Genomic DNA, 13,240 nt, shown 5'->3' on the forward strand with positions numbered 1-13,240 from the left:
AGAAGTTAGTGGAGGCTTTGCCAAACACTGGATGCTCACGAAGTTTGGGATTTTGACGAAAAAAACCATATTCAAAAGCTTGTTGACATCATAGGTATATGTAGTCCTTGTAATACAATTCATTATGGAAGGGCTCAAATAATAGGTAAAGCAAGAGAAGCACAAGAACAGTTCATGAAAGTAAATGATTGTGACAAGATGGAATTCGACATAGAAGTTATGAGGGCTGCTGGAGATTATTATAGTCGAGTAAAATTAGAAATTGGATTTATCTTTTATTGAAAAGCAAGGTTATATATTCAGTAAAGAGTATACTGATTGAATTATTGAGATAATTAGGGCTAGAAACAGCCCTTTTTGTTTTGCCCTAGCCCTAATTGATAACCATCCGTGCTAGGCACTTAAAAGTCAGCTTAGTATTTAATTAACAGCTTTCTACTAAGTCTTAAGAGCTAATCTCCAAAAATTTGCGATTTTGTAGTAGAATAACAGTAGGATTATAATTTATCTGATTTTTTATTTATAATGCAAAAGAACCCATTTCTTTCTGAATTGATAATATTGATAACTATAGCAGAAAGTTTTTGATATCATATAAATATATATTTTTGGTGACTAGTGTTACTAGACGAAAAGGAGTAGTTTAAATGGGTGAACCAATTTATAAAGATTATTTTTTGTTCGGTGTAGGTTATACTGTACTTAACGACGAACAAATGATTGAAGTACGTTCCTTAAGTAAGGAAGCACATCGGATTACAGATAGCCCTGACATATTGCCTCCATCCTTTAGTCCGGAAATACAAAAATCTCACGGAAAAGAATGGGCTATAGCAGATGTTAAAGATGAAGATATTTTACAATGCTTAGATCAAGGTCTTGTATATCGTGAGTGGATTTTAGAAAAAGACGATTATAACAACTACTTAAAAGTTGATTCTTTAATGGATATCGATTTGAAAGAACTAAAAACTAAGAATCTACGTAAATATAAATAAATTTTAATACATCATAAGAATCCTTGTTAGAGATTGCTAAGTATCGTATAATTAAGAGGTACTTTAAGTTTTTTATTATCTTTTTATTAGCAATCTTTTTTAAGGTTAGCGGGTTTATCTAACAATGTATTTACAGACCTCTGAGGTCGTTGGTTCACACTTTTAGTGTGATACTAATGAAATCAGGGGTCTTTTTGCGTTTTAAAGAACCCTTAATTGGCTAATTTTTCGATAATTAATCTAAAGAATAAACTACAAGGGAGGTATAGTATGTTTAAAATCACTTGTTTTTTGCAGGTGCCTTATAAACAACTTTGTAAGCTTTTGAAGGGTATGCACTTTAAGGATATGAAAGGAGAGTTAGTTTGGGAGGTAGATGATCACCAGTTTAAAATCTGCCCATTTAGTAATCAAGGAGAGTATTCTCATAACCATGGTTATAGAATATTTTTTTCAGGGAGTATTGATGGAGCAATATTCTTGTTTGACATGGCTCTTGGGCCACTTAAGCCAGATGTGAAAGGGATAGAGTATGAAACTTCATTAGGTGAACGGAGTCAAAGAGAATGGATTGTGGAGCTGATAAAAACGGATACAATTCAGACAATTGATACCAGAGGAATTTTTAAGTGTGGTTCAGTAGGAATAATTGTAATCCCTACTACCATGAACTTTCAAATGCGTTCACCACATAACAAAAAATTAAAATTAATAGAATGTCTAAAAGAGATTGAACGAATTAGGAATGACATTTTTCCTAAACAGTTTGATCTTTTTTCAATTTTGGAAGAAAAGGAGAATGCTATATGATCGAAATTAAAAATACGATGTCCTTTGTAGCTGGAGATGATCAGATTCTGCTTAAAGAAGGATACGTCATTAGAAATGGTGAGGTTATTGCTGAGGGTAAAGTATTTCCTTTTACAATTATGCTTGGGCAACCTGCCTGGATTATTGTCATAGAGAATGATTATACTCCACCTGTTTATGTCAAAACTATAAATGTTGTGTCTTACATACCGAAAGAGCAAGAGTATTTTGAAGGACAATCTTATCCTCCAAAATATATCTATTCGGTAGATTATCTTACGAAATCTAGTAAGCGTAATATGAGAGTTTATGCAGTAGACCAAATACATGCCAAAAGTTTATGTATGTTGGCAAGAGATGAAGATATCAAAATATTGTCAATGACTAAAGAAGAAAATAATATGACTACTGATAAACAAGACTTTCAAAAACAGCAGAGTGTGACCTCTATATGAATATTATTCATAAAGTACAAAGCAACCATATATACAAGAAGTTATTGCTTCTCATGGACCATGAAGGGAAGAATGATCAAGAAATAGAGAAGGATTGCTATAAAGCCTTCAGCTTGATTGAAAGGTTAGACCCTAATACTGCCAAGCAGATATTACTTTGGTTACCTTTTCATCAACTTCCCAAAAAGAATTACTAAAAATCAATTTCAAGGAGGACAAGCAGCTATGAAATATACAGAACAATTGAACATTGAATTTCTACTTACTGCAAGAGAATTATTTGAAAATTTTTATCGGAGCGGGAAATACCCGCTTCTTTCTCAAACGGAAAAGAAACTTAAAATTGTTAAGAGCAGTATGAAAAAAGAACTTGAATCAGGAGAAATAAAGAAATATGAGTACCCAGAGATAAATGTAGTCGCAAAATTTGTAAGTAGAGGTGTATATGAGGTCGATCAAAGTGCTTTAAATGAATATCTCCATGACATTGGTCTTTTCATACCTACTGTCAAATTAGACTACCAGAAGTTAAAAAAAGCTGGGATGTTAGAAAAGGTTGAAGGTTTCGTTAAGTATATTCCTCGTTTTGTGGTTCCTTCGTTAAATAAGAAGGGAAAGTTACCAGACCTAAACTTTCATGTGAATGGATTTGGAGTAGAACAGATGGCTAGGAATTTTTCATACTTGAATCGTATTTATAAATCTGTGGAAGTTCAATACGAATTAATTAAACAAAAAATGGAAAAATGTCCTGAATTAATCTGGTATACCGAACGAAAGAAGAAAGATAAGAAGCTGGTATATCGCAATGAATATGGATCTCTAAGGCTCAAGAACAATGATCCTATATACGATATAGATTCTACCGTAGATCACTTTGGGCTAGATTGGTTGTTGGCATATGGACGTCTTAAAAATAGGATAGTTGATCGTTTTATTCAAAAAGGGACGATTACAAAAAAGGATTTGGATAAATTTAAGAGGTTAGTCGATATTCAATTGTCCTTTGTCGTGATGCCGCTGGATATAGAACAGCAATCTATGGAATTTCTCCATGAGAAAAGAATGATTGCAGCTCAAAATAATAGGATTTAGTTATATATCATTTGATTAGTAAATGGTAGGTTATGATTATTGGCATTACACTGCTGTGGAGTATGAAGAAGCTTTGGAAAAGATTAATTAGCTTCTTTAATTATTCCGATAATATTTATCTGGCAAAGAGCTGAATATATTATTTCCATTTATTGTTGATTTGCTCTATTGAGGGTGTTCTATTTTTATGGTAAAATATTCTCATAGATTTTTTCCTTTTGAACTTTTGAATAGCAACCTAAATGGTTAGCGGGTTTGATTATTAATCAAATAGCGATCTCTGGGATCGAATTCTGATGATAGAACATGACATTTTGTTTGTGAGTCGTGTTCTATCGTTCTATGAATCTCGATTACCTGGAGGTCGCTTTTTTGTGTTTAGAAGAGAAAAAATCGACTAAAAATCAATTTCAGGTAAAGGACGGTGTTGTTTCATGTTATTAACTAGCATGGATGTACAAATCAAAGGAGAAGGTGTAGCAAAGAGAAGGAAATTTGTTGAACTAAGGATTCCGAGTACAGGTAAAGTAGAATATTTTGATTGTCGTACTAGGAATGACAAAAGAGCTCTTGAAAGAGCACTAGCGTTTGTACAATGTGCTCAAGAAAGGCATGGGGAAACGTTATATTGGAAGTTCAGAGGAGAAAATATGTATCGTATTGGTGCAAACCATGAGATATGTAGAACCATGAAACAGAACCTTCAAAAAACAAAAGAATGGTTGATGGAGTATTTCTTTGATATTGCTTAAGTATTGAATATTAACAATAGAAAGGTGGAAATTTATTATGAATAATGCAAATTATATTGGAAGGCTAACAAAAGATATAGAATTGAGGCACACTCCAAATGGAGTAGCTGTAGCAAATTTTACGATCGCTGTTAATCGGACTTATACGAATGAACAAGGGAAAAGAGAAGCTGATTTCATTCCAGTGGTTGTATGGAAAAAACAAGCTGAAAACTGTGCAAACTATTTAAAAAAAGGTAGCCAAGTAGGTGTTACAGGCCGTATGCAATCCCGGTTATATGAAGGGTCAGATGGAAAGCGCGTACCCGTCATAGAATGTAATGCTGAGAGTGTACAATTTTTAGATACCAAGAGCAATAGAAGTGGAAGTGAACAAAGAGATTCTACACCTTCTAATGACTCTTTTGGAGGAGATGTTGTTCCAAACGATCATTTACCGTGGAACTAATATCAAAATACATGGAATTTACAAGGTGTTTACCTCAAATGAGGAAAACGTCTCTGTAAAAATTATCACTCCAAAAGGTATCAGAGGGAGTTCATTGAAAGGGTTTATTTTCAATGGACTTTTTATATTTTATTAAATTCAAGGAGCTGATTATAAATGAGTGAAAAACGTATAACTACAGTATCGAAAAAGCAGTTATTTAAAGAAAATTTAGAGCAAAAGGGGCTCTCAGTTCAATTAGGTGAATTGCTGCAAGGGACTAGTATAAAAGTAGATGAAAAAGATGCTTTTACAAAATTATTAAGGGCCGTTAAAAGAAAAGTAAATAATCAATTGGAAAAGATGGATGTAGAAGAAGTAACTAAATATCTTGACGAGATATCATTCGGTTCTTGTAAGGTTGAGATTATTGATAGATTAGAATCAATTAATCAATATTCTCAAATTGAATTGGTGTCTATATGTGCTGGTATTATAAAAAGAAGAAGTAAGGATATTGTAAAGGAAATTATAGAAAAGTACTCACCAATAGAGATAGGATGGAAAGACTGTAACGGCTTCCGAACAGGTCTTTCAATTACCAATAAGCCTATAAAGAAAAATTATCATAATACTCGTCGCTCTTTTCGTTCATGTAACGACTATCATTATTTATTTGATTTAGGTTCAGTGATAGCGGAAACGTTAGTTATGAACTCTCTCGAACAATTTGCGAAAAGAAATGAAAAGATGATGCAGTATCTACTTACAAAAAAAATGATAGGAGATCACCCGCTACCTGAAAGTTTAGGGAAAGGTGTATTTATTCCAAAAGACGATGTTTTTTCAAAAGATGTACGGATAATAATAGAAGAATGTAAGCTTGCTGAGGGATTAAAAATTGTTGAATCTACTTATCTGGATACCTATAAGAAGTATTTTTATATAAGTGAACTTGAAGATTTCGCTATTAATATTAGGAGAGGTTCATTTTATAAAGTTGTGGTAAAGGAATTTTTAAGTCAATTACATTTTATTAAGGATAAAACTGACCGCCAATATTCTTCTCGAACAGATTATGCGCGTAGTTTTGAGACAAAAAAACAAATAAATAAAAAACAACAAGAAGCTATGAAGGACAATGCATTTTTAGATAGATACCAGTATGTAGAAATAGATAATGAAGTATTATTTAGAGATGAAGTAAACAAAATGAATTTGACTAGTAATAAAACTGAAAAGGTATTTACTTTTGAGGATCTTGAAGAAGAATTTGTTCGCTTCGTTAACCAAGTATATGTTCCTTTTTCAGAGGGTAGCTTTCGAATAAAAAGATTAGGGAAATTACGTGCTGCAGGTGTCTATTATCCTCATGTGAATGCTACGATTATAGATCGTGAACATCCAGAATCTTATTCTCATGAGCTGGGGCATATGCTAGATTATTGCCTATCTGATACTCCTAACGCACCTGTATCAGAATCATTCGCTTTCAGATCTATAATTGATTTATATACAGAAGCGGTTTGTGATGAGGTTAATGAACTTCCTGATGATCATTATTTTAAAAAACAGTGGCATGGGAAGTCAAAATTTAATAAAAGCTATTTTATTCAACCAACAGAAATTTTTGCGAGATCTTTTGAACTATATTTATGGAACAAGGGTATTCGTTCTAGTTTTCTAAAAAAGTCTTATACGGAAAAACCAGAATATCCTCAAGATGTTGATTATATTAATAGAATTGCAGAGTATTTTAACCAACTTTTTTCTTACTGTCATAGTGATGCTATTCCTATAAAAGGTAGGATTATAGCTATTTCCCAGGCGGAACCAAGACTGACACATTTTGAAATTAAAACATGTAATGAAGATAATAGTAGACAGCTAACTTTATTTTAAGTACATTAAAAATAGAGTCTAGCGCTTATATGCTATCTATAGATTTACTATTTTAATGGAGAAAAAAACAGGTCATTCATTGGATGAATGACCTTACAAATAATTATAAGATCAAATGAAAGAGGTGGGAAATCTAGGTGAAGGATTTAAAGAAATTACCATCGGATGATAAGAAATTACACCCATTATATATCCATAAAAAGGCAATTATTGAAGATTTGAAAATTAAGCATGAACCATTTGTACTTTATGGTGATAAAGCAGTTGCTTTCGTCAAGGAGCATGTTCCAGAGTTTAAAAATAAATCAGAGAAAAAAATCTATAAAAATAATGGCATCTTCTTAGGTAAAAACCTTCCTAAAGAATATACTTCTGCAGGTGTGGTATGTGTATTTAATGGAGAAATTGGAACCTTGGCACACGAATTATGCCATGCTAAACAATTTCAGGATAATAACAAATGGATACATTGTGGGAAATTATTAAACCTGATAAAAAAAATAATTTATCCATATTACTCGATTGAGAAAGAAGCATTTTCCTATGCTGTGTATTATTTGAAAAAGTCTAATGAAGAACAGTCAGCAAGAGTATATCAAAAAAAGTATCGCTCAATAAAATTTAGAAAACTATCATTTGTTTTTTTTGTGCCCATTATGATCTTATTCTATCTAATAACAGTATATATTAGTGATTATTTTTTCAATTTGATCACTCTTTTTATTAGTTATTTTATGTTGTACTCTAAGTATAGTTTACTCCTATGTTTAGAAGATGTTGTCAATATATGAAGAATTGGGTATAATAGTCCATAAGTAGCAGTAAGTTTTTTCTTTGAATGCAACTTCAAATTGAGAAGTTAGCGGGTGTATTATTAATAAATGACAACCTCTGGGTTGAAGGAATGACACATTATAGCATTGCTATAATTTTAGTCACCTATCAACCTTCAGAGGTTTTTTTGTGTTTGTTTAAAAAACGATATGAACATGACTACTGACGAGAATGGGAGGTATTTATCTTTTATTCTCGTTTTTATATAAATACAAAGAAATAGAAGGAGGAGTTAATCTATTATTTTTCAAGGAGCATGGACATAAGTTGTAAATCTATACAAAATAACTCATAGATTAACAAACGTATGTTCGTTATAATAAGATAGCAAGGAGGTGCACTCTTATCTACGATAAAGGGAGTACATCACCTCGCCATATCAGTAGATAAGAAGGAGAATGGAAGAACTAATTAATTTCAAGGAAACACAAGAAAAACCACTGCTTGGCAACAAGCAATAATATTGTTTAGCAAAGAAGAGAGAGAAAATCTTGAAAAAACTGAGAGCCTGACAAATTATATGATCTGTTATAACAAGGACATTAGCATTAGGTTTTGTCTTTGCTCCTGGTAGACAAATAATAAAGCAATTAATAGAAGGTCCAATAATATCATGCCAGAGATTATTATTGATGGAGCTAATAATAATGAAAAAAGAAATAAAATAGCATCAGGTCAATTAGGGTTTGACCTATTTGCTTAATGACTAAAAATCAATTTCAGGGAGGAACTAATTAGATGATTACAATTTCCGTTGAACAGATAGTTTCATTATTTGGATTGTGTACTTACAGTTTTTTAGAGTGGTATATATATGAATCTATTCAATTACTTCAAAGAAAAAATTACCTTGAGAACCTAGGTAAAATAAGCAGTTCCAATATCACATCTATTAATGAAACAACTGAACTTATTGCTAATCGAGAAACTAAATCAAACGTTATTGATTTTAGTCGGTACAATTCGAATGGAACATTCAAGCTAGATCAAAGTGGCTGGGAAAATGAAATAAAGCAGTCACCAATATCTAAGGATAAGCGTGATGTCTCAAACATAGATGGAACTGATACTCAGGAACTCTTAAATGAAGTGGTTGATTTCGTAACTACTCTAGAAGATTCAAGTAGAAATTCAATGGAGTCACCACAAAACCAAGCTGAAGAACTCCAACAACAAATTGATGAGTTATCCGACCTTGCAGTAAAGGGGGAGGGAGATCATCTTGAAGAAATAATTGTCAGTCTTCATAAAAAGCTAATGCTTGAAGACAAGAGAAAAGATGCTGAAGAACTCGAGCAACAATACCCGAACTTCTTTAATAAAAGGTCCAATTCAGTGATTGAGAATAAGACGCCTAATAATAACAAATCAGTTAAAAACTATACTGTCTTGTCCTCAGATGAGTTAAGAAAAACTATTCAAGGTACTGAATTACCACAGATGTTTGAAGAATATGCTTCTCATTTAGTAAATGAAAACTATATAGGACAACAAACCTGGTATGGACTTACATTGAAAAAGAATGGTAGCTATATACTTTTTTCTGATGGTTCTGAAGAAGTATGGATTCATTCGGGAACAAAAGCGGATCAAATAAGTGAAAATCAGTTGGTTATTATTCAAGTAGAGCGGACATTGGATGATACTTATCTTAATGAATGTACAATCATCAAGAAAAAAGAGGAAGAGAGTTTGTCTCTGAACTCGAATAATAGTATGGGTACTAACTTATTAATGGAAAATACTTACTGTAGTTAATTAATGGGGTGTAGCTGACAAGAAAGTTGTCGGCACCCACTTAAAAAAGCAAAAATAAAACCAAATTATGAAAAAACGGAATAAGTAGGACTATTTGCTTTTTTAAGTGGGGCATTATACCCGCGTGATTCGACAGAAATGTCGAACGTTGTCGTCAATCTATTGTCATATATTGTACTTTTTTCGCATTTCTATTGAACTAGTTTAAAAATATTATGTTATCTTAATTGTAGTACGAAAGGGGTCATAAAATATGAAATTCTCAGAAGTTTTTATTGAAGATTTTGTAAATACATTAAAACACCGATCATTTGGTTGTTCTGAAATTAAAATACGAAGAGAAAAAGAAGGTCTAACTATAGAAAATGAAGGACTTTCTAGTATTTTTCTTGATGATGACTTTTTTGAGAACTTAAAAGAAAATTTATTGTGTGCGAATACATTGTGGATAGATCCTATTACTAGTATCACAAATGATTGTGAGATAACAGTAAAAGTTGATGCACAAGGTGATATTGATCATAATAACATTCATTTCGAACACAAAATTAGTATACCTCAAGCCTATAAAGAAAAAGAGAGATGGTTGGGGTACGTACAAAACAACTATTTTAAAAGTTATATAGTACCTTTCGCAAAATTCTTAACAGGTATTAACACTAGAGTACATCAAAATAAGATATATCATGTATATGTAACTGGTGTTATTAATGCTATGACTCTAAATAAAATATTAAGACAAAAAGCATATAATCAATCTACAGCTATTCAATTTATTGCAGCCTTTAACAAAGTCTCACAAATGAAAAAGGATTGCTATAGAGTAAATATAAATACACCCATCATTGATGGTCAAATGAGATTAGAAAAAACGATTGTTAAGTTTATCCATAAAGACATGAAAAAGTAATAAGGTGGTGTTATGATGGCGTCTTTATTGGGAAGTACGGTTTATTCAAATAATAGACCTTCTAATGAAGAGATAGAAAAAATCCCTTTTTCTACTGAGATTGAAAAATTAATTAATACCATACCGGAAATGCTAGAAATAGCATTTGACATATTTACTATTCTATTTATATTTGCAACGTTAGCACTAGCTTTGTCAATGGTTTTCAAGAACCCACAATGGACTAAATGGTCAATGGGAACAATGATCTTTACTTTAGTGACAGTGGTTTTATTAAGGGTAGCTCCGATTTTTATGTTAACAAAAGATGTAATGCAATTTAAACTGATTGTAAATTATATAATCGTATTACTAAGAAGCGTTGGCATTCATGTAGCAATAGGTATGATACTGATTGGACTCGTTATCCGTTTCTTTTACAATATGCATGAAAACCCCTCACATCATAGATGGGCTAGAAATTTATTTATTGGTGGAGGAGCAGTTACCATATTATCCCTCGTGATGCCAGCTGTATTTGAAGTACTATAACGATACAGTTGAATGGAGGTAAAGCCGATGACATTTAACAATGTTATAAAAGTAGATTTTATTCCAAAAATGAATACATATAAAAATGAAAAGACATGTAAAAACTGTGTGTTATATGATGCTTACACGAAAGCATGCGGAGTATTTGATGGAGTAGATACAACAAAATTGCAAACAGCTATAAAATGTAATAGTTTCATATTTTCAGAACGTGACGATACAACAAACAGCGTACATTGGAATGAAGTTGATACACATTTAACTGAAGATGAATACAAGTTTACAGTTGTAGAGGAAGAATTTACTGCAGACATAGATCAAGATTTCTTCTTTGAATTGCAAGGGACCAAGAAGATGGAGAATCCTAAATATCCTCTTGAAGCTGATATTCCAGCAAATAGAGATGATGCTATTTGGTATGTTGCGCCTGATGAGTCTTTTGGTTGCTGGATTATTAATAATCATACAAAGCGGTTCGTTACAACTGAGAATTTACCAAGGATAGATAAAAACACTCGTATTTATAAATCTCCTTATCCTCTTCATGATCATAAAGCCAGCAAAGGTCTACAGCATTATATGTGTTGGTATGTAGATAAAAATGGTGAAGGACAATTTTCTTTACTTATCAATAAAAAAGTTAGCTTTCTTTCTGAGAAGTAGAGTTAATTCTATAGAAGCACATGAGTATTATATACTGTCATATAGTTGTTAAACAAAATTGTATAGTTGGTAAATATGATAGGATTCTTGTACGGAACATGGGTTATATTTTGGAAGAAGAAAGGATAGTATTAATTGGAGAACGTATCAAATATAGATAAATTAGAATCAATAAAATCATTACAATCGACAATCAGCAAACTAGAAAATGCCTTGTCACAAATGACTCATAAAGGCACAAATACTACCCTTGTAAAGAAACGGCTCAGTGCTGTTCGCATCGGATTAGCTATACTAGAAAACGTTTGGGATCAAAAACCTCATCATTATACTCCAATTGATTTAGTGGAAGCTCGCGATGTTCTTGCAAGTTTATTCCCATCAATTGAGAACAGTTATACTAAGTCAAAGGCAGGTAGTCCACAAAGGACACTTTTAGAAAGAAGGATTAAAGCATTGGAACTAGCTGTTCAAGCGATCGAAACTAAAGCCTAATTTCTCAATTATAATACCGAGAAATTAGGCTTTTTTGTATATCCGCATTTTCCTGACGCTACCCCATATATAACTGGAGCTGCCTGTAACATTAATACAAAGTGATTATTCGTGAAAGAATCGATAATTTATAAAAAAGATTGATATCAAAAATCCTATTGAAAGGTCAGCAAGATTTTTTCTTATTCCTGAAAAGGGCCATATTGTGGAAGAAAACCTTCAGTAAAAAAACAGGGAATTAAAGAGCCTTAATCTATTAGTTATTATTTACTTCTAACAAACCCTTTCAGTATAATTAGATTGGTAAATTAATGAATGTAAGTTTTATACTGTAAGATAATTTCTAATTTATATTACTAGGAAAAAGTGAGGGTAATTATGTTTAAGAAAACGTTAGTAGTTATTGTATCATTAATGTTGTTACTTCCATCTACATCTGTATTTGCAGCTGGAGACCAGCCAAGTGCTTGGTCGAAAGATACGATTCAACGAGGCATTGACCTAGGAATTGTTCCAGAAAGATTGCAATCTAATTACGCTGACCCAATTACTCGAGAGGAGTTTGCGGAGCTATTAGTTAACGTGGCTTTTAAAAAGTTAGAAATGGTCGAAAGGTCATATGAATGGACAAAGGAAATGGTACTAGAAAAAGTGACGATTGATCAACCATTTGAAGATACGGATTTAGATCACGTCAACCTTGCCTATATTATTGGCAGTGTGAATGGTACATCTGATACGACCTTTTCGCCAGATGCATATATCACACGTGAGCAAGCTGCACAAATGCTGATAAATACAGTACACTATGCTAGTATTATCAGTTATGCTTCAGAGAAAGAAATGGGCTATTCAGATTATGATCAAATAGGAGATTGGGCTATACCAGCTGTAAGTGCAGCCTACAATTTGGAGCTTATGCAGGGATCTAATGGACAATTTATGCCACGAAAGCATATAACGAGAGAGCAGGCGATAGTAACGATAATAAGAGTTCTTGATCATGCTAAGTACATAACGTTGCAGCTAAGGGGAGATATCACGGCTTTTGCTTGGTTTGAAGATTTGACTTACAATGTCGGAAAAGACTATGTGAATGTATCCTATGAGGACGAGGGAGAGTTCAGTCTTTCTGACAAAACCTTAAGAGAAATGTGGTTTACTTATAATGCAACTTCTGAATCAGGAGTAAGCTATGACCACGAAAAGGCAATCGTTATTTACGGTTTTCAAAGTAATCTACTAAATAGAACTTATACATGGATTTTAGATGCAGCATTAAAAGGAGAAGGAGCAGTTGTAGATTATGGCTATATGACAGTTGCAACATTCACAGAAAATCACATACTTGAATTCACCCTATACGATATTTCAGGGTATTTTAATGCTCTAGTAGGACATGTGTATGGATATCCGAAAGTAGAAGTTGATCCCAAGCCAATTCCACATTATGGCGCTTTTCAGAACTAACTCTGAAAAGCGTCTTTATGTGTTAACTTTTTTCATCGTTCAAATTGTTAATTCTATAGTGTAAAATTAATAGGGGAAATGTGGATGTATAGGAAAAACTTATAATATTGTAAGTATACATATTGTGGAGGTTATGATGA

The 13,240-nt window shown here is 32.4% G+C and carries 13 protein-coding genes and 1 pseudogene; all 14 read left to right on the plus strand.

Going from position 1 to position 13,240, the window contains the following annotated elements:
• Nucleotides 1-647 precede the first annotated feature (647 nt).
• The 14 genes and pseudogenes from JM172_RS18190 (at nucleotide 648) to JM172_RS18255 (ending at nucleotide 13,100) form a co-directional block, all read left to right on the plus strand.
• Nucleotides 648-998, plus strand: coding sequence for a hypothetical protein (locus JM172_RS18190; RefSeq protein ID WP_214483803.1), 351 nt, complete (start codon nucleotides 648-650; stop codon nucleotides 996-998).
• A gap of 270 nt (nucleotides 999-1,268) precedes the next feature.
• Complete coding sequence (locus JM172_RS18195; protein WP_214483804.1) at nucleotides 1,269-1,808, plus strand: hypothetical protein; 540 nt, start codon at nucleotides 1,269-1,271, stop codon at nucleotides 1,806-1,808.
• Nucleotides 1,805-2,263 (plus strand): hypothetical protein, encoded by a 459-nt coding sequence (locus JM172_RS18200; RefSeq protein WP_214483805.1) that lies wholly within the window; start codon nucleotides 1,805-1,807, stop codon nucleotides 2,261-2,263. Before JM172_RS18195 ends, JM172_RS18200 begins: the two co-directional genes overlap by 4 nt.
• Nucleotides 2,264-2,488: 225 nt before the next feature.
• On the plus strand, nucleotides 2,489-3,358 hold the full coding sequence (locus JM172_RS18205) for a hypothetical protein (RefSeq protein WP_214483806.1): 870 nt from the start codon (nucleotides 2,489-2,491) through the stop codon (nucleotides 3,356-3,358).
• A 449-nt stretch (nucleotides 3,359-3,807) separates the two neighbouring features.
• Nucleotides 3,808-4,110, plus strand: coding sequence for a DUF6018 family natural product bioysynthesis protein (locus JM172_RS18210; RefSeq protein WP_214483807.1), 303 nt, complete (start codon nucleotides 3,808-3,810; stop codon nucleotides 4,108-4,110).
• 34 nt (nucleotides 4,111-4,144) lie between these two features.
• A pseudogene (locus JM172_RS18215) lies at nucleotides 4,145-4,519 on the plus strand (single-stranded DNA-binding protein); the annotation flags it as partial.
• Nucleotides 4,520-4,714: 195 nt separating this feature from the next.
• Complete coding sequence (locus JM172_RS18220) at nucleotides 4,715-6,439, plus strand: LPD1 domain-containing protein (protein ID WP_214483809.1); 1,725 nt, start codon at nucleotides 4,715-4,717, stop codon at nucleotides 6,437-6,439.
• 137 nt (nucleotides 6,440-6,576) lie between these two features.
• Entirely contained in the window at nucleotides 6,577-7,230 is a 654-nt protein-coding gene (locus JM172_RS18225; protein WP_214483810.1) for a hypothetical protein, read from the plus strand.
• A 781-nt stretch (nucleotides 7,231-8,011) separates the two neighbouring features.
• Nucleotides 8,012-9,031 carry a hypothetical protein gene (locus JM172_RS18230; RefSeq protein WP_214483811.1) on the plus strand — a complete coding sequence of 340 codons (1,020 nt, stop codon included), beginning with the start codon at nucleotides 8,012-8,014 and terminating at the stop codon, nucleotides 9,029-9,031.
• 253 nt (nucleotides 9,032-9,284) lie between these two features.
• Nucleotides 9,285-9,941: a hypothetical protein gene (locus JM172_RS18235; protein ID WP_214483812.1), complete on the plus strand. Its 657-nt coding sequence runs from the start codon at nucleotides 9,285-9,287 to the stop codon at nucleotides 9,939-9,941.
• Nucleotides 9,942-9,956: 15 nt separating this feature from the next.
• Complete coding sequence (locus JM172_RS18240; protein ID WP_214483813.1) at nucleotides 9,957-10,472, plus strand: hypothetical protein; 516 nt, start codon at nucleotides 9,957-9,959, stop codon at nucleotides 10,470-10,472.
• 27 nt (nucleotides 10,473-10,499) lie between these two features.
• The gene (locus JM172_RS18245; protein ID WP_214483814.1) at nucleotides 10,500-11,135 is read left to right on the plus strand and encodes a hypothetical protein; all 636 of its coding nucleotides are present in this window, start codon (nucleotides 10,500-10,502) and stop codon (nucleotides 11,133-11,135) included.
• A 135-nt stretch (nucleotides 11,136-11,270) separates the two neighbouring features.
• On the plus strand, nucleotides 11,271-11,630 hold the full coding sequence (locus JM172_RS18250) for a hypothetical protein (protein WP_214483815.1): 360 nt from the start codon (nucleotides 11,271-11,273) through the stop codon (nucleotides 11,628-11,630).
• Between the two features lie 378 nt (nucleotides 11,631-12,008).
• Entirely contained in the window at nucleotides 12,009-13,100 is a 1,092-nt protein-coding gene (locus JM172_RS18255) for an S-layer homology domain-containing protein (RefSeq protein ID WP_214483816.1), read from the plus strand.
• Nucleotides 13,101-13,240: the final 140 nt, after the last annotated feature.

Origin of the sequence: Bacillus sp. SM2101 (assembly GCF_018588585.1) — a bacterium.
GTDB classification, from domain to species: Bacteria; Bacillota; Bacilli; order Bacillales; family SM2101; genus Nanhaiella; species Nanhaiella sioensis.